This is a genomic window from Shewanella sp. P1-14-1 (genome assembly GCF_001401775.1).
In the GTDB taxonomy this organism is placed as follows: domain Bacteria; phylum Pseudomonadota; class Gammaproteobacteria; order Enterobacterales; family Shewanellaceae; genus Shewanella; species Shewanella japonica.
Genome location: NZ_LKTL01000042.1, coordinates 1 through 17,998, shown reverse-complemented (window position 1 = coordinate 17,998; position 17,998 = coordinate 1). Strand labels below are relative to the sequence as shown.

General features: G+C 42.0%; 19 protein-coding genes and 2 pseudogenes. 12 read left to right on the top strand and 9 right to left on the bottom strand.

The genetic code is table 11. The features are described from left to right. Positions 1-192: 192 nt before the first annotated feature. The 6 genes from AN944_RS20225 to rnm all read right to left on the bottom strand — a co-directional run bounded on the left by AN944_RS20225 (position 193) and on the right by rnm (position 4,770). Entirely contained in the window at positions 193-525 is a 333-nt protein-coding gene (locus tag AN944_RS20225; protein ID WP_055026458.1) for a hypothetical protein, read from the bottom strand. Positions 526-743: 218 nt separating this feature from the next. Beyond that, complete coding sequence (gene rluB, locus AN944_RS20220; protein ID WP_055026457.1) at positions 744-1,616, bottom strand: 23S rRNA pseudouridine(2605) synthase RluB; 873 nt, start codon at positions 1,614-1,616, stop codon at positions 744-746. Next, positions 1,617-2,204, bottom strand: coding sequence for an SMC-Scp complex subunit ScpB (scpB, locus tag AN944_RS20215; RefSeq protein WP_055026456.1), 588 nt, complete (start codon positions 2,202-2,204; stop codon positions 1,617-1,619). A gap of 30 nt (positions 2,205-2,234) precedes the next feature. Continuing rightward, entirely contained in the window at positions 2,235-3,023 is a 789-nt protein-coding gene (locus tag AN944_RS20210) for a ScpA family protein (RefSeq protein ID WP_055026455.1), read from the bottom strand. Positions 3,024-3,292: 269 nt separating this feature from the next. After that, positions 3,293-3,913 (bottom strand): L-threonylcarbamoyladenylate synthase, encoded by a 621-nt coding sequence (locus AN944_RS20205; protein ID WP_055026454.1) that lies wholly within the window; start codon positions 3,911-3,913, stop codon positions 3,293-3,295. Continuing rightward, on the bottom strand, positions 3,910-4,770 hold the full coding sequence (gene rnm / locus AN944_RS20200) for an RNase RNM (RefSeq protein ID WP_055026453.1): 861 nt from the start codon (positions 4,768-4,770) through the stop codon (positions 3,910-3,912). The genes AN944_RS20205 and rnm overlap by 4 nt, the downstream gene beginning before the upstream one ends. Positions 4,771-5,243: 473 nt before the next feature. On the opposite strand from rnm, the gene AN944_RS20195 reads away from it, so the two are divergent. From AN944_RS20195 to AN944_RS21925, 10 genes and pseudogenes are all read left to right on the top strand, one after another. Continuing rightward, entirely contained in the window at positions 5,244-6,794 is a 1,551-nt protein-coding gene (locus AN944_RS20195; protein WP_119969714.1) for an anthranilate synthase component 1, read from the top strand. A 56-nt stretch (positions 6,795-6,850) separates the two neighbouring features. Further along, entirely contained in the window at positions 6,851-7,465 is a 615-nt protein-coding gene (locus AN944_RS20190; RefSeq protein WP_055026459.1) for an aminodeoxychorismate/anthranilate synthase component II, read from the top strand. Continuing rightward, positions 7,465-8,502 (top strand): anthranilate phosphoribosyltransferase, encoded by a 1,038-nt coding sequence (gene trpD / locus AN944_RS20185; RefSeq protein ID WP_055026451.1) that lies wholly within the window; start codon positions 7,465-7,467, stop codon positions 8,500-8,502. The genes AN944_RS20190 and trpD overlap by 1 nt, the downstream gene beginning before the upstream one ends. A 2-nt stretch (positions 8,503-8,504) precedes the next feature. Then, entirely contained in the window at positions 8,505-9,947 is a 1,443-nt protein-coding gene (gene trpCF, locus AN944_RS20180) for a bifunctional indole-3-glycerol-phosphate synthase TrpC/phosphoribosylanthranilate isomerase TrpF (RefSeq protein ID WP_055026450.1), read from the top strand. Positions 9,948-10,043: 96 nt separating this feature from the next. Next, positions 10,044-11,249, top strand: a complete 1,206-nt coding sequence (gene trpB, locus AN944_RS20175; RefSeq protein WP_055026449.1) for a tryptophan synthase subunit beta — start codon at positions 10,044-10,046, stop codon at positions 11,247-11,249. 9 nt (positions 11,250-11,258) lie between these two features. Next, entirely contained in the window at positions 11,259-12,071 is an 813-nt protein-coding gene (gene trpA / locus AN944_RS20170) for a tryptophan synthase subunit alpha (RefSeq protein ID WP_055026448.1), read from the top strand. A gap of 269 nt (positions 12,072-12,340) precedes the next feature. Then, positions 12,341-12,886, top strand: coding sequence for a septation protein A (locus AN944_RS20160; protein WP_055026446.1), 546 nt, complete (start codon positions 12,341-12,343; stop codon positions 12,884-12,886). 16 nt (positions 12,887-12,902) lie between these two features. Next, positions 12,903-13,202 (top strand): YciI family protein, encoded by a 300-nt coding sequence (locus tag AN944_RS20155; RefSeq protein WP_055026445.1) that lies wholly within the window; start codon positions 12,903-12,905, stop codon positions 13,200-13,202. Continuing rightward, positions 13,202-14,014: an exodeoxyribonuclease III gene (gene xthA, locus AN944_RS20150; protein ID WP_055026444.1), complete on the top strand. Its 813-nt coding sequence runs from the start codon at positions 13,202-13,204 to the stop codon at positions 14,012-14,014. Before AN944_RS20155 ends, xthA begins: the two co-directional genes overlap by 1 nt. Positions 14,015-14,158: 144 nt before the next feature. Beyond that, positions 14,159-14,345: pseudogene (locus tag AN944_RS21925) on the top strand (hypothetical protein); the annotation flags it as partial. Positions 14,346-14,788: 443 nt separating this feature from the next. Here AN944_RS21925 and AN944_RS20140 read toward each other — a convergent pair. Further along, positions 14,789-15,163, bottom strand: a complete 375-nt coding sequence (locus AN944_RS20140; RefSeq protein ID WP_055026442.1) for a hypothetical protein — start codon at positions 15,161-15,163, stop codon at positions 14,789-14,791. 114 nt (positions 15,164-15,277) lie between these two features. Between AN944_RS20140 and AN944_RS20135 the strand changes: the two are divergent. Together AN944_RS20135 and AN944_RS20130 are read left to right on the top strand one after the other, a co-directional pair. Continuing rightward, positions 15,278-15,887: pseudogene (locus tag AN944_RS20135) on the top strand (transposase); the annotation flags it as partial. 91 nt (positions 15,888-15,978) lie between these two features. Continuing rightward, positions 15,979-16,713, top strand: coding sequence for a hypothetical protein (locus AN944_RS20130; RefSeq protein ID WP_055026441.1), 735 nt, complete (start codon positions 15,979-15,981; stop codon positions 16,711-16,713). Positions 16,714-17,092: 379 nt separating this feature from the next. Here the strand turns inward: AN944_RS20130 and AN944_RS20125 are convergent, their stop codons facing one another. Further along, on the bottom strand, positions 17,093-17,431 hold the full coding sequence (locus AN944_RS20125) for a hypothetical protein (RefSeq protein WP_055026440.1): 339 nt from the start codon (positions 17,429-17,431) through the stop codon (positions 17,093-17,095). Positions 17,432-17,546: 115 nt separating this feature from the next. After that, on the bottom strand, positions 17,547-17,891 hold the full coding sequence (locus AN944_RS20120) for a hypothetical protein (RefSeq protein ID WP_055026439.1): 345 nt from the start codon (positions 17,889-17,891) through the stop codon (positions 17,547-17,549). Between the last annotated feature and the right edge of the window lie 107 nt (positions 17,892-17,998).

Below are 17,998 nucleotides of genomic sequence, written 5' to 3'. Positions count from 1 at the left end.
ATAGGGATTTGAACCCTAGATGGGCTACAAACCCATGCCGGTTTTCAAGACCGGTGCATTCGACCACTCTGCCATCTCTCCGAACGAGCGAGATAATAGCTATCTCCCTCACGTGTGTAAAGTAGAAATTGAAATAAATCGTTCATTTGGCTATTTGAGCAGCAATTTGCGCTTAAACGTCGAAAAATAGCGCTACTTCTCCATTTTAACGGGCGTTAATCCTTTAGCACGATCATCAATTGCATCATCCAGTTTAAAGCCTGCTTGCTTCCATGTTTGTGCTTCTTCAGGGTTAAACTTCTCTTTTGACCACTCTGATGCAGACTCAACATCAAAACTTGCTTTGCTCCACTGCTGAGATTGTTCAGCATTAAAACCACTCTTACTCCAAGTTTGAGCTTTAGCAGCATCAAAGCCAATCGCTTTCCAATCAGCAATTTCTCGCTCGGACATACCTTTCCATGACGGTGCAGATGCGCAGCTAAACAATAAACCAGCAAGTGCTACAACAAGTAACTTTTTCATTTAATACTCCTTCAACAGTAAACTTATGTAACTGATTAAAAAAACATCAAATAAACTATAGTTAGCGATATGCTCAGTTTCAAGAAAGCGGCAAGTAAATCTGAGTAACCCTAACTAGCATTCACAATGACATGCAATGAAGTAATAAAAAAGGCCACCTTAGGTGACCTTTCTGATTCGTGAGTTTAGTTGACTTGCATCACGTTGAATAATGATGCTTAACTACGTTGACGAGTCGATTTAGGACGCGCAGCAGTTGTTTTGTGCTTTCGTACTGCTCGGCGAATTTTCGCGCCTTTAACTTTAGCACGTGCAACACTGTGCTTATCAGTGCCTAATAAAGTACGTGTTTCTGGCTCTAATCCCGCAAGCTGGCGTAAGTAGTTAACCTGTTCCATATCCAGCTCTGTCCAACCACCACGTGGTAAGGCTTTTGGTAACTCAACCATGCCATAACGAACACGAATAAGTCGGCTTACCTGAACCTCTTGAGATTCCCATAAACGACGGACTTCACGGTTGCGCCCCTCTTTAAGAGTCACATGCCACCATTTATTGAGTCCTTCACCACCAGCAGGTTTGATACTATCAAAGTTTGCTGGCCCATCTTCAAGAGTCACCCCTTTACGAAGACGCTGCACAGCGGCTTCTGGCACATCGCCAAAGGTACGCACTGCATATTCACGGTCGACTTCATTTGAAGGGTGCATTAGACGGTTAGCTAATTCACCATCAGATGTGAATAATAATAGACCTGAGGTATTGATATCCAAACGCCCTACCGCAACCCAACGTGAATCACGTATTTTAGGTAAACGATCAAAGACGGTTGGTCTACCTTCTGGATCTTTTCGACTACAAATCTCGCCTTCTGGCTTATGGTAAGCCAACACGCGACAAATAATATCATCTTCAGTTTTGATAACGATGGCACGGCCATCAATGCGTATTTTAGCATCTGCTTCAACGCGATCACCTAAACTGGCAATTTCTCCGTCTACACTAATACGGCCTGCAGCAATCCATGCCTCCATCTCACGACGGGAGCCATGGCCTGCACGGGCCAAGACTTTCTGCAATTTTTCGCTCATCTAGTTCGACTCTTCTGTTTGTTGTGGCGCTAATGAAACCTTTTCAAACAACGCCTGCAATGACTCATCATCCGTTAGCGACGGTAAGTCTGCTAAGGTTTTTAAGCCAAAATAAGATAAAAACTCTGTCGTGGTTGCATATAATGCAGGTCGCCCTGGCACTTCTTTATGGCCAACGGTTTTTACCCAATGTCTATCAGCTAAACTCTTTATTATGTGGCTGCTGACGGCCACACCTCTTACATGTTCAATATCACCGCGCGTTACTGGCTGCTTATAAGCAATCACCGCTAGGGTTTCTAACGTCGCACGTGAGTATTTAGGGGATTTCTCTTGCCACAAAGGTTGTAAGAATTCACTCAACAACTCTTGGGTTTGAAAGCGATAACCACTGGCAACTTCAACCAGTTGTACCCCACGCTCTTGATAATCTTGCTGTAACTCATCAAGACAGCTTTTAATTCTGACTCGTGATACATCAAATTTGACTAAAACGGTTTCTTTAATCGCTTTAATACTTAACGGTTTACCCATCACAAACAAACTGGCTTCGATTAATTGTTTTAATTGAATGTCATTTATTTGCATGATGTCCTTTCTCATATCAACACTTGGTTGTTAAAACGCTTTAACGTAAATCGGTGCTAACGGTTCGTTTTGCACTAAATCAACCAACAACTCTTTGACTAATTCCATTAACGCTAAAAAACTCACTACCACACCAGCCTTTCCTTCACTGACATCAAATAAATCAGTAAATGGCACAAAATGTTCTGTTGAAAGTTTAGCTAATATTTGGCTCATTCTCTCGCGTGTCGATAATGCTTCACGCTTAACATGATGATGCTCGTTCGCATCAATGCGTTTTAACACTTCAGAAAACGCTTGAGCAATGTCAACTAGCGATACTTCTGGCGGCATGATGACTGGCTTGATATTCGGTGCTGTTTTAGCTTGTGCTAAAAACACATCTCGTTCCAATCGCGGCAAACCGTCTAAGTCAGCAGCTGCCTGCTTTATCACTTCATAAGCTTTAAGTTGGCGGATAAGTACCACGCGAGGATCTTCTTCATCTTCCTCTGTGGTCGCGACTTTAGGTAACAGGAGTCGAGACTTAATTTCTGCCAAGGTTGCTGCCATAACTAAATAATCAGCTGCGAGCTCTATGCGTGCTTCAGTCAAAATATCAATATAAACTAAATATTGAGTCGTAATTTTTTCAATTGGCAGGTCAACAACATCCAGTTTTTGCTTGCGAATTAAGTACAATAATAAATCGAGAGGACCTTCAAAGGTCTCCAAAAACACTTCCAGTGCTTCTGGCGGAATAAACAAATCGGTCGGCATTGCATCTATTGCTTCGCCGCGTACAATCGCAAGAGGTAAACTTTTTTGTATCCCCTGCATTGAACAATTCCTTTATTAATATTCTCAATGTAATAAGTTTCAGCGAGTTACATAAAAACAGCTAAGCGATTTAAAAGTAAACTTGCCGCTGCGACTCTTACTACTAGCGCATATTGTTGAAGCTAGAAATTACCAAACGCGCGATTATACGCACTATTGGCTAGGGTTGAAACAACTATCCATTAATCTTGTGGCTAAAATCTAACACTTGTCGGTGGCATTACACCAAGCATCAAGCGCAGGCATCTATCAACACCTGCAACAAAGACTTACTCAAATAAACTCGTATCACCCGCACCTTCACGGATAATATCAATGTCACCTTCTGACATATCAATCACGGTGGTTTGGTTTTCAGCTAAATAACCACCATGAATAATTGCGTCTACGCTGTGTTCTAATATATCTCGGATATGTTCAGGATCTGACTCTGCAAACTCTTCATCAGGCATCACTAAACTGGTCGACATAATTGGTGCTTCAAGCGCCTCTAATAAAGCCAAGGCAATTAAGTTATTTGGCACACGAATACCAATGGTTTTCTTTTTATCGCACTGTAAACGGCGCGGCACTTCCTTACTCGCTTTGAAGATAAAGGTATATGGACCTGGCGTGCAGCTTTTCAGTAATCGGTAAGCTTGATTGTCCACACGAGCAAAATTAGCCAATTCAGATAAATCTCGGCACATTAGTGAGAAGTTATTATCATTTTCAATTTTACGAATACGCACCATACGGGTCATGGCATCTTTTTCGCCAATCATACAACCCAGTGCATAACCTGAATCTGTCGGGTAAACAATTACCCCACCTTGCTTTAAAATGTTCACCGCTTGGCTAATTAATCTTGCTTGCGGGTTTTCGTCATGTATATAAAAAAATTGGCTCATGTTCGCTCCGTCCAAGATTCTGTTTGCCACACCCACTGCACACCAGCAGGTTGGAATAAATTTTTGCCTAACTCAATCCAATTGCTTGGGAAATGAAAATCACTGCCAATTGAACCCGCTAGGTTGTTCAAATGACTTAAAGCGACTAAGTTAGCGCGATCATCAATGCTCTGTTGGCCTAATACCACTTCCATGGCATCGCCACCAGCCTCTTTATACTCTCGTACTAAGCGCTTTAACCATTTAGCTGAAAGCTTGTAACCACTGGGGTGTGCCAATACCGCTACGCCACCAGTTTGATGAATAATGTCAATCGCATTGGCCATGTCAGCCCAATTATTGGGGACATAACCTGTTTTACCTCGCGCTAAATAGCGCTTAAAAACACTCGGCATATCTTTAGCATAGCCGTTTTCTGCTAACCAACGAGCATAATGACCGCGACTAATAGCTGCGCCTGCGGCAAACTTTTTAGCGCCATCATAGGCACCTTCAATTCCGGCTTTGGCTAAACGGTTACCAATTTCTTGGGCTCGTTCTTCACGTAATTCACGTTGACGAGTTAAAAAGTTCAGTAAAATTGAGTTTTCTTTATCCATATTTAAGCCAACAATATGAATATCGAAGTTGTTCCATCGAGTAGAAATTTCAACACCATCAATTAATTGTAGTGGTGTTTCATGTTGTTGGTTAAATTGATGCGCTTCAGCAAGTCCTGCCACAGTATCGTGATCTGTGATGGCGAGCATTTGAACGCCCTTTTCGATGGCACGTTCAACGAGTTCAGAAGGAGTAAGTACGCCGTCAGATGCGGTCGTATGGCTATGAAGATCGGCCAAGAGTGTGTCTGTTATCATAACGTTATTGTACTTTAATCTTTGTTGAAAAGCTTAACCCTATCGTGATTATTTGCTACATATTCAGCAAATTGATGGCCCTTTGACCTCAATGAATAAAAAAAAGCTAAATTTGAGAAATATTCAATTGACATTAAACGCCAGCTAAGGTCTTCTATAAGGCATACGTTAGCCAAACGCATTTTGCTAACTTTTTAGATAACGACTACATTCAAGAGAATTAATTTACATGACCAACTTTAACGCACGTAACATCAATTGGTGGTGGCACTTCCCAAATTAACGGGTGGTGTGAAGCGTTGTGGTTATTTAAATAACACAAGATTTTACTAGAAAGCCCGCAGAGATGTGGGCTTTCTTGCTATTTACGGCTTGCACTCTGAAATAAAACTAACGCAAACCAAGCACGAAATTGCTTTAAAAAGAGTATCGAGTATGAAGAATCAATATCAGAGAGAGGCGCAATAAGCATTATGGAACATCAGTTTGCCCATGTCGTCACACAAAAACAATCGTTAGCATATCATGCTGATCCGCTTAGTCTTTATCAACATGTTACTGCCAATGCGCCGCACACCATGTTGCTTGAGTCTGCTGAAATCGACAGTAAAGATCACTTAAAAAGTATCGTGCTCACTCACGCCGCGATGATGGTTAGATGTGACGGCTATAAACTTACATTCAGCGCGTTAACCGATAATGGTGCTAGCTTACTTTCTCCTATCAGTGCCTTTTTCAAATCAAGTGAGCAGCAACAGCAAGACAAGGTACTCACCGTACATCTTGCCAAGGCTCAAGAGCGACAGGATGAAGACGCACGATTAAAGTCTACCTCGCCGCTTGATGGGTTAAGAATGTTTATTCAGCACATTCAGACCGACAAAAAAGATGCTTTTGAAGATTTATTTTTAGGTGGAGTCTTAGCTTACGATTTAATCGATACCGTTGAACCTTTGCCTGAAGTCCCCAATGCTGATAACGATTGTCCTGATTACTTATTTTATCTCGCAGAAACCTTGATATTGGTTGATCATCAGCAACAAGATGCAGAAATCATTACTCACCAATTTTCAACCGATACTCAATTCGCTAAAACTCTTGCTCAGCGGGCAATCGATGTTAAACAGCAGTGCCAAACGCTTGCCCCCGTTCAACCATTAGTTGCCATCGACGCTGAAACTCGCGTCAATATCAGTGACGATACTTTCAAGCAAACGGTTGTAGATTTAAAAGAGCACATTGTTGCAGGCGATATTTTTCAAGTTGTTCCCTCAAGAAGCTTTAGTTTACCTTGCCCGAATACTTTAGGGGCATACCGAGCGCTGCGTTTAACCAACCCTAGTCCATATATGTTTTATTTCCGTGGACCTGATTTCACTTTATTTGGCGCTTCGCCTGAAAGCGCACTTAAATATGATGCCGCCAGTAATCAAGTTGAAGTTTATCCTATTGCAGGTACCCGTAAGCGCGGTAAAACTGTCGATGGCCAAATTGACTATGATCTAGACAGTCGTATTGAACTTGAATTGCGTCTTGATAAAAAAGAGCTCTCAGAGCATTTAATGTTGGTTGATTTAGCCCGAAACGACATTGCACGGATCAGCCAAAGCGGCAGCCGTAAAGTGGCAGAATTGCTCAAAGTTGACCGCTACTCACATGTTATGCATTTAGTTAGCCGTGTGACTGGGCAATTACGAGAAGATTTAGATGCTCTGCATGCTTATCAAGCTTGTATGAACATGGGCACCTTAGTGGGCGCCCCTAAAGTGCGTGCATCCCAACTTGTGCGAGAAGCAGAGCAAGCTCGCCGCGGCAGTTATGGTGGCGCTGTAGGATACATTAACGGCCTAGGTGATATGGATACCTGTATCGTCATTCGCTCTGCTTTCGTTAAAAATGATGTGGCCTTTATTCAAGCTGGTGCTGGTGTGGTATTTGATTCTGACCCACAAGCCGAAGCTGACGAAACCCGCCAAAAAGCACAAGCCGTGATTTCAGCGATAAAAATGGGCGGTGGACTATGAGCACTCAACAAGCAAGCGCTAATAAGATGAACACGAATAATATGAGCATTAGCAATATGAAGCTGTATCTATTAGATAACTTTGACTCATTCACCTACAACTTAGTGGATCAATTTCGTAGCTTAGGATTTGAAGTACTTATTTACCGTAATGATGTCAGTGCCGATTATTTAGCTGAAAAACTGATAGCAGAGCAAGGCCAAGCAGCATTAGTATTATCACCTGGCCCTGGCGCACCACATGAAGCTGGCTGCATGATGGAGTTAATTGCAAAAGTTGCTGGCAAAGTGCCTATGTTAGGCATTTGTTTAGGGCATCAAGCAATGGTCGAATATTACGGCGGTAAAGTTGAACGTGCACCATTTGTCGTTCACGGTAAAGCCAGCCCTACAATTCATAATGGCGAAGGTGTATTTGCAAACTTGCCTTCTCCACTGCCAGTGGCTCGTTACCACAGCCTAGTCGCTACCCAAGTCCCCGATTGTTTGTCTGTCATTGCGACCACTGAAGACATGCCAATGGCTGTGATTCACCCACAAGATAAAGCGGTTGGTTTTCAGTTTCATCCTGAATCAATTTTAACCACGCTTGGCAGTACGCTACTGACGCAAACCCTGACTTACCTCACCCACACAATTGAAAGCAACAATAGCCCTAAAGGAGCCTTATAATGTCTCAGCTTCAACCACTATTAGACTCTCTTTATCAAGGTAACGCCCTTACCCGTGAACAAAGTGCACAATTATTCAGTGCTATTGTCGAAGGTGAAATGGATCCTGTTGCCATGGCTGGTATGCTTGTTGCCCTTAAAATGCGCGGCGAAACGATTGAAGAAATTACAGGCGCTGCAGATGCCCTTCGTCAAGCTGCAAAACCATTTCCTCGTAGCGCGAAGTCGCTCGCTACTGGGGTGGTTGATATTGTTGGTACGGGTGGTGACGGTCATAACACCATTAATATCTCAACAACGGCCTCTTTCGTCGCAGCTGCAGCTGGCGCCAAAGTCGCTAAGCATGGTAATCGTGGCGTATCCAGTAAATCTGGCGCATCGGATGTGTTGTCACATTGCGGCATCGGCTTAACCATGACACCAGAAGCCGCTAGTCGATGTATCGAAGATTTTGGTCTATGTTTTTTATTCGCGCCACACTACCATGCAGGCGTACGTCATGCTGTACCAGTAAGACAAGCTCTGAAAACCCGTACTATCTTTAATATCCTTGGCCCGTTAATCAATCCAGCCAAGCCAGAGTCAATGCTGCTGGGCGTATACTCACCTAAATTAATCGCTCCGATCGTGAACGTGCTTAATGCACTCGGTGTTAAACGTGCCATGGTGGTTTATGGCAGCGGACTGGATGAGGTCGCCTTACATGGCGAAACCCAAGTTGCAGAGCTTAATGATGGGCAAATTCGTTTTTACAAACTTAACCCACACGATTTAGGCGTAGAACCTGCACCGATATCGGCACTAGAAGGGGGAGAGCCAAGTGATAATGCGCTGATTACACAAGCGATATTGAAAGGTGAAGGTCAACCAGCCCACCGAGATGCCGTTGCCATCAATGCAGGTTGTGCCTTGTATGTCAGTGGTGTGTGCGACTCTGTGCAGCAAGGGACTCAACTTGCCCTTGAAACCATCAATAGCGGCAAAGCTTACGCCGTATTAACGCAACTTGCTGAAGCAAGCCAGCAAGAGGAATCTTAATCATGCCTGAAGTTGTTAATCGCACAGCGACAGAATCCAATGTATTAACCAAAATTGTTGATACTAAAGTCGCGCATATTGCTTCATTAAAGCAGCGTTACCCAGAAGCTACTCTGCAACCTAAAATATCAGACCGCAGTCTATTTGACGCTCTTAAAGCCCCTAATGCGGGATACATTTTTGAATGCAAAAAAGCCAGTCCTTCAAAAGGTCTTATTCGCCCAGATTTTGATGTCGAAGCCATCGCTGATATTTATGGTAAGTACGCCGCTGGGATTTCAGTGTTAACTGACGAGCAGTTCTTCCAAGGCGATATTGATTACATTCCACTTGTGCGGGCTCGAGTCTCTCAGCCTATCTTGTGTAAAGACTTCTTTGTCGACCCATATCAAATCAAACTGGCAGCCCATCAAGGCGCCGATGCTGTATTGTTGATGCTGTCTGTCCTTGATGATGAGCAATACAAATTACTGTCTGCAGAAGCGGATAAATACAATTTAGATGCCTTAACCGAAGTCAGTAACCAAGAAGAACTGGAACGCGCCATTGATCTTAATGCGCGTATTGTGGGTATTAACAACCGCAACTTACGTGACTTAAGTACCGATTTAGCCACCACTGAAGCTTTAGCGCCGCAAATTCCAACTGACAGAGTCATTATCAGTGAGTCAGGCATTTATAATAATCAGCAGGTTAAGCGCTTAAACCCGTTAGTAGATGGCTACCTTGTGGGCAGCTCTATCATGGCGCAAGACGATATCGGCCTTGCTTGTCGTCAACTGATTTTTGGCAATAACAAAGTTTGCGGCTTAACGCGTATCGAAGACATCGAAGCGGTAGCAAATTCAGGTGCTGTATTCGGCGGTTTAATTTTCCATCCAGCATCGCCACGCAGTGTCAATGTTGAGCAAGCTGCAGAGTTAGTTAAACAAAGTCAGCAAGCACAAGTCGGCTTACATTTTGTCGGTGTCTTTGTTAACGCAGCTAATTCAGACATTGTGGCTACAGTAAAGGCGGTAGGATTATCAGTGGTGCAGTTACACGGTAACGAGTCAACCACTGAAATCAATGAGCTGAAACAGTTACTTAACGATGCGCAACTGGACTGTCAAATTTGGAAAGCCGTGAGTGTAGACAGTAAAACCAATACCCTTGGCGACAAACCACAAGGGGGCGATCGTTACTTATTCGATAGCAAAAATATCACTGGATTTGGCGGCACTGGCGAAACCTTTAACTGGCAATCGTTACTCGACACTTCTGCTATGACTTCTTCAGAACGAGAAAACAGCATGCTTGCAGGTGGCCTAACACCTGAAAACGCATTTGATGCTAACCAGCAAGGTTTTTACGGATTAGATCTCAACTCTGGTGTTGAGTCAGCACCAGGCATTAAAGATGCGCAAAAAATTGCTTTGGCATTTGCCGCAATCAGAAAAAATTAATCACCATGGCTCAGAGTAGCCCTGGCATCAAACAGTTAACAATATTACGAAATAGCCAATATGGATATTTCACCTAAATTTGATAAGGAAGACCCAATGACAAAGCTTAAGCTTGACCCTTATTTTGGCGAATATGGCGGCATGTATGTCCCGCAAATTTTAGTTCCAGCGTTAAAGCAGCTAGAAACCGCATTTGTTGACGCCCAAGAAGATCCTGAGTTTCAAAAAGAATTTACTGAGTTACTGAAAAACTATGCCGGTCGCCCTACCGCATTAACCTTAACCCGTAACTTAAGCCCTAACCCTATGGTTAAAATCTATCTAAAACGTGAAGATTTACTCCATGGTGGCGCGCACAAAACTAACCAAGTGTTAGGTCAAGCATTGCTGGCTAAGCGTATGGGCAAAAAAGAAATCATTGCAGAAACAGGCGCTGGACAGCACGGCGTTGCAACGGCACTTGCCTGTGCACTGCTAGATCTTAAATGTAAGGTTTACATGGGCGCTAAAGATGTAGAGCGTCAATCACCAAACGTATTCAGAATGAAATTGATGGGCGCTGAAGTGATCCCTGTTACATCTGGTTCTGCAACCCTTAAAGATGCGTGTAATGAAGCTATGCGTGACTGGTCAGCAAGTTATGACAAAGCGCATTACTTACTTGGCACTGCAGCTGGGCCGCATCCATTTCCGACAATCGTGCGTGAATTTCAACGCATGATTGGTGAAGAAACCAAAAAGCAAATTATTGAAAAAGAGGGTCGTTTACCTGACGCTGTCATTGCTTGTGTTGGTGGGGGCTCAAATGCAATTGGTATGTTTGCAGACTTTATTGAAGAAACAGACGTTGAGTTAATCGGTGTCGAACCCGCAGGTAAAGGCATTGATACCCCACAACATGGTGCACCATTAAAACACGGTAAAACCGGTATTTTCTTTGGTATGAAAGCGCCGCTGATGCAAGATACTGACGGTCAAATTGAAGAATCATACTCAGTTTCTGCAGGTTTGGACTTTCCATCAGTGGGGCCGCAGCACGCTTATTTGAATGCCACTGGTCGCGCACGTTATGAATCAGCAACCGATGATGAAGCCTTAGAGTGCTTCCAACTGCTTGCTCGCTCAGAAGGGATTATTCCTGCGCTTGAATCTGCCCATGCCATTGCTTATGCAGTGAAAATGGCAAAGGAAGCCACTAAAGAAACAATTCTGGTGGTTAACTTATCAGGGCGTGGCGATAAAGATATCTTTACCGTCTCTGACATCTTAGAACAAAAAGCCTCAGCTGAAGCGGCGAAATAAGGACTTATTATGACTACTCGTTATCAAGCCGCTTTTGACCAATTAGCGCAAAAACAACAAGGTGCATTTGTACCATTTGTCACCTTAGGCGACCCGAGTGTTGGCCTATCTTTAAAGATCATTAAAACCCTAGTGGATAATGGCGCAGATGCCCTTGAACTTGGCTTCCCATTTTCAGATCCACTAGCAGATGGCCCTGTTATTCAAGGTGCTAACTTACGTGCGCTAGAGTCAGGCACAACGGTTGCTGATTGTTTCTCACTTCTGTCGCAAGTCCGAGAGTTATATCCAGAAATGCCGATTGGTTTGCTGTTATATGCCAACTTAGTCTTTGCTAATGGCATCGACGAATTCTACGCAAAAGCAAAACAAGCTGGTGTCGATTCAGTATTGATTGCCGACGTGCCAGTTGAAGAATCTGCGCCATTTAGCGAAGCAGCGCACAAACATGGGGTTGCCCCAATCTTCATTGCGCCGCCGAATGCGGACAGCGACACCTTAAAAATGGTGAGTGAGCATGGCCAAGGTTATACCTACTTGTTGTCACGTGCAGGTGTAACAGGTACGGAGTCAAAAGCAGGTCAGCCAATTAATGAAATCCTTGCCAAGCTTGCCGAGTTTGATGCGCCGCCTCCGTTATTAGGTTTTGGTATCGCCGAACCACAACAAGTAAGCGAAGCCATTAATGCAGGCGCTGCTGGTGCGATATCTGGCTCAGCAGTTGTCAAAATCATTGAGCGAAATAAAGACGATGAAAAAGCTTTATTAAGTGAACTCGGCGAATTTACTCGCAATATGAAAGCGGCAACACACAAGTCATAAATAATGGTTTTACTGCGGAAAAGTTAAGCTTAAATTAAGACTAAAGATGCCACTCAACCGAGTGGCATTTTGTTTTGATGTTTATGAACTTTTATTAACCCACAATCAAGGTAAAACCGCCAAACACAGACTTGAAGCCCTTCATATCAACCTAGCAGCCATGCTAGACTCTGAGCTTACTATTTTCACTATGATTAATATAAAACCCTGTTCTATCAGTGGGGAGCAATATTAGTTTGTAAATTGACTTATTTAGGCCTTAGCATCATATGAAACAATTGCTTGATTTTCTTCCGTTGGTCATCTTTTTTGCCATCTATAAATTTTATGACATTTATACAGCAACAGGCGCACTTATCGCTGCGACAGCTGTGCAACTTATTGTCAGCTATATCCTATACAAGCAAGTTGAAAAAATGCATCTAATCACCTTTGCAATGGTGACCTTTTTTGGCACCTTGACGTTAATTTTCCATGATGATGCCTTCATCAAATGGAAAGTCACCATTGTTTATGCCTTCTTTGCTATAGCGTTATTAGTTAGCCAGCTCATCGGCAAACCTATTTTAAAAAGTATGCTCGGCAAAGAAATGAAATGCCCCGACAAAATTTGGGCAAATGTAACCTGGTACTGGGTAGCATTTTTCGTCGCTTGTGGTCTAGGTAACATCTACATTGCCTTTAGCTTGCCCCTAGAAACCTGGGTAAACTTTAAAGTATTTGGCTTAACGGCCCTGACATTAGTTAATACCGTGGTTACTGTGATGTATTTATACAAGCACATGGAACACGATGAATCGGAACAAATAAAATAATTCAAGGAACTTATCTATGTGGTACATGATTTCGTCACAAGATGTAGAAAACAGTCTAGAAAAACGCATGAGTGCACGCCCTGCTCACCTTGCAAGGTTAGAAGCATTAGCCGCTGAAGGGCGTCTATTAGTTGCTGGACCACATCCTGCAATTGACAGTGAAGAGCCAGCAGAAGCGGGATTTACAGGGTCGCTTGTGGTAGCAGAATTTGACTCATTAGCAACAGCAAAAGCATGGGCAGACCAAGACCCATACATCGAAGCGGGTGTGTATGCGAACGTTATTGTTAAACCTTTTAAGCGAGTACTTGTGTAATGAAAATTGTCTCATTTAACATCAATGGTATTCGTGCGCGCTTACATCAACTGCAAGCATTAATTGATAGCCACCAGCCAGACGTTATCGGTTTGCAAGAAACCAAAGTACATGATGAAGCTTTCCCCGTCGCTGACGTTGAAGCCATGGGTTATCACGTACATTACCATGGCGGTAAAGCCCATTACGGTGTTGCTATGCTATCAAAGGCCGAGCCAATCGAAGTCATTAAAGGCTTTAAAGATGACGGTGAAGATGCCCAGCGCCGAATGATAATGGGTAAATTCAAACAGGCTAATGGCCGCATTATTACCGTAATGAATGGTTATTTCCCACAAGGTGAAAACATCAGTCACGAAACCAAATACCCAGCTAAGCGCAAGTTCTACCAAGACTTAATGCAGCACCTTGCTGACAACCACACCCCAGATGAAGACATTGCCATTATTGGTGATATCAACATCTCACCAGTGGATTTAGATATCGGTATTGGTGACGTTAACGCTAAACGCTGGCTTAAAACCGGTAAATGTAGTTTCCAACCAGAAGAACGTGAATGGCTGCAACGTTTAAAAGACTGGGGCTTAGTCGATAGCTTCCGAGAGTTACACCCTGAGCGCACTGAACGTTACTCGTGGTTTGATTACCGCAGTAAAGGTTTTGACGATAACCGAGGTCTACGTATTGATGTAGTCATGGTGACCAAGTCATTGTTACCACGCTTAACCGAATCTGATGTTGATTACGATTTACGTGGCATCGAAAAGCCATCAGATCACGCGCCTATTTGGAGCACCTTTTCTGACGAGTAAAGCGTGACTAGTTAAAAGTGTTTAGTTAAGAGTAATTGCTCGACATGACCCCTCCTCCAAAAGCCTAACGTTAATGCGTTAGGCTTTTTTGATCTTGTCCCCCTACAAATGTGTAATAGATAGGATTTAATGCGATTGTGAGGCATTCAATTAAATCCTGTTATTAAAGATACCTATCAACTATTAGTAGATGCAGGGAACCCCAAATAGTAGATACCGGGCCCCAAAAGTAGCCATTATTGTTTGAATAAGAAAGAGGATCATCACAGTAAATGCGATGCTAAAGGATGGTGTGATGTGGGAAGCGCCAAAGTATGAAATTAGCTATTGATTCCGTAGTCTCTTGTTAAGTTTGCCTTTACTACGGGCCTTTCTGAGCCAATTGACAAGAGTCACGATCAAATGAGTGGCTGAAGCTATAAGTACAACATAAATGAAAGTCGGAATAAACCAGCTCTCAGCAGTATCATAAACAAACCTCCAATTTATTCCATTTTCCACGCGAAATATCCCTCCGGGATTTTCTAGTAACTCCCAAATCACAATGACTAAAGTCACTGATAGAGATACAACTAAACCTGAAAAAAGGCCAAAGAGCCAGAAGTACTTTTTTATATACCCCATCTTAAATTATTCCACTCCATGTGCAAAAGTCTAGAAAGACATAGACAACTTAACGCCCTGTTAATTAATGATATATGTGCTGGCGTGCGATTTGCCCAGCAAATGGCATGATAGCCTTGGGAAGTCTTCATTTAGATGCTTGTTAGATGATTACCCTATACCAACACTAAGGATGGAAAAAAATAAATCACTGGAAAAGTAGTTAAGAACAACTGCCATCAGCATTAAAGTCGGGAACAAATACAATGTATTAACTTGCCACCCTTTAACTTTAGTAGTGAAGTTGTGCACTAACAAACATGAAGCTGCTATTACTGCAATTGCAGTAACTGGTAAATTTCTAGAATACGAAATCACACTAGAAAACCCTAGAACAAACAAGATTACTTGTAATAAAGCTAGGTATCCTAGTCGGCTTAAAGAATGATTACGCTCTCTAAAAACACCAAATATTGGAGTGATAATCCCTATTAAAACTATTACTAAAGTAAATTCCAACCAGATGCCATAAATAGAATCAATCATAGTCACCTAGACATAATGACTCCCCACTAAAGATACTGATCTCCAATTAATCGTGGGTTAGCTGAAAGCCAGAGCCATAATAGTTTTGTTAAAGAAACTAAATCGGAGATCAGCATGACTAAACATAACATACTTTTTATTGGCCTAGATACTCATAAAGAATTTGTTGAAGTGGCCTACATTGAAGAACAACGTGGTGCCCAAGCTATTCATTTTGGACGAGTTTCAAGCGCTAAAGCCTCTATAACCAAACTTGCTAGGCAGTTCCAAATCCAAGTATCCAACGGCCACTCTGCATTTCGTTTATGAGGCTGGCCCATGTGGCTATTGGATTTATCGACTGCTCACGAGTTTGGGTCATTGCTGCTATGTCATTGCGCCTTCGCTAATACCCCAAAAGCCTGGTGAGAAGGTTAAAACAGACAAACGTGATGCGCTTAAATTAGCCAAGCTACTGAAATCTGAAGACCTCACCGCTATCTATGTCCCAGAGCCTGAAGATGAAGCCATTAGGGACTTATCTCGGGCACGAGAAACGGCGATGAAGGACTTAAAAGATGCCAAATACCAACTAAAAGCACTGCAACTCAGAAACAACATCAACTACAGAGGCACTGCCAATTGGTCGCTGAAACATTTGCGTTGGCTCACTGAGCTTATCTTGCCGCATCCTAGTCAACAGATTGTCTTGCAAGAATACTTACAAACCATTATTGAGCGTATGGCTGCCCAATTGTCTTGTACCTATACCTATCGATTAATATTGTATATATTCGCCTCTGTAAAGCACTCGAAACATACATAAAGGGATTTATATGAAATACATCTATATATTATCAATTGCTTGCCTTACGTTTTTGTCAGCCTGCACATCAACCTCTGACCCCAGCGATGAAAAAAGTTCCTTCCATATAAACTCTGCTAGCATAAAAATTATTTCAGAAGATAAAGCTGAAGGGGAAAAACCAGCATTTATAGCTATTATAAATAATATAAGAGATAAGAATATGGAGGATTACAAGAAAAAATATAATAACTTAAGGCCTGGTTTTTACAGCGTAAACTTTACTTACCTCATAGCCACAAAAGATCAATATTTATTAGAAAACAATGATAAAGAGGGTTACACCTCTTTATCTTTCTATGCCCAGAAAGGTCGTCTTTACATGATAAAACCTATAGTTACGTCTTCAGGAATGGTCATTTGGAGTGTAGAGGATAATTTTAGCGAAATTCAAAGCTCAATAGTCCCAAGTATTAAGTTAAACCATGACTTTAACCCCCTAATAATGATAAAACCCAAGTACCCATCATTTGCAATAAAGGAAAACATTACGAGTAAGTGCACACTTTCATTCGACCTAAAGGATACTGAATCTGGTGCTAAACCAACTAATATCCAAGTTAAATCATGCCCCAACAAGGAGCTATTCTTAGCAGGTAGCATAGAAAACCTACAACGATGGTTATACTCTAATGTTAAAAAAATTGCACAGAAAAAAGGCAGTTCAACAACAGGGCTAGAGGTAACGTTCAACTATAGTTTTTAGATATAAAACATAAGCCAGCCATTATTTATCAATGCGACTAGAGCAATGACAATAAGCAGTGTCTTGTATGATCAGACCATTACACCTTAAATGAGCCTGAAACTAACTGTGCACAAAGCACCTCTGACTTGAATAGTGCCATCTTAGGGTTAACCGATAAATGTCTAGTGCCCCTGATATTTCAAAGGATTGAAAAGCGTCAGGCAGCGATAAGATCGCACTAAGAGAGCCTCTATATGTGTTTGCTGTAAACGATGATTTGACAGCTAAATGACAGACGAAGTAGATGAATTTGTTGATTGATTTTAATTTGACTGCAAAAGCAGTCAAATAAGTTAGGCTCGCCTATTGACTGGCGGAAGGCTCATATGTGTTATGTTTAAGTTTTTACCAAGTCCATTGCTACAGCCATTTGTATTTGATGTTTTTTACTTAAACTGTGCAAATAGTCATTAAGCTCAACACGTTCAAAAGCTGGTTCTACTTGAGAATCAAATTTATCAACTTCTACGTGTAATACATATGAGCCAGAAATTAGTAAAACATATATATCTTCACATTGCTCAGGAATGTAATTTAACACGTAACTATTTGATACATCGTAACCAGCATTTTTCAGTATGTAATTTAAACGCTTACCATCAGTATTTAAGGAAACGTTTGAGTTTATTAGTTCTTCTCTAAACTCTCGCTCTGCTTTACTGCCGATTAATTTCACCTAAACTAGCCCTTAAACATAACGCCCTAATAATGGGCAAAAAATTGTTTGCTAAAATGTTGAAGTACGAAAACAGCAAACTGTTTTTTGTCCTTGTTTATTAGCTTGTTATAAGTCACTTTACACTAACCAGTTCAGCATCATCAAACCCAACTGTAACATTAGGAACATGATTTAAAATAGTTGACGAATTAGACGAAAGTAATCCCTTTATTATATTCACTACATCAGGCTGTAAACTTTCCCAGTTAACATTCTGAGAGCATGATAAGTCGATGTACTTTGTAGTTGGAACGAAGTCCTCGTTACAAGCCCAATCGTCATCTTCAGGATCATATTCGTTTGAGCCTATAAGGTAAGCTTGAAAGCCTTTTTCAGATTGGAATAAACCGATGTTTATAGCTACTACATCAGGGCGTTCTTGTATTTGCTTAATCCATGCTTCAATTTCAGATTTCACAACGATTCCTTCGTGACTTATAACGAATGATATGGACTCCCCTTACCAAATGGCCACTATGTGCCATATTGAAAGTGCAAACATTCAATCAAGGAGAGTCCATATGT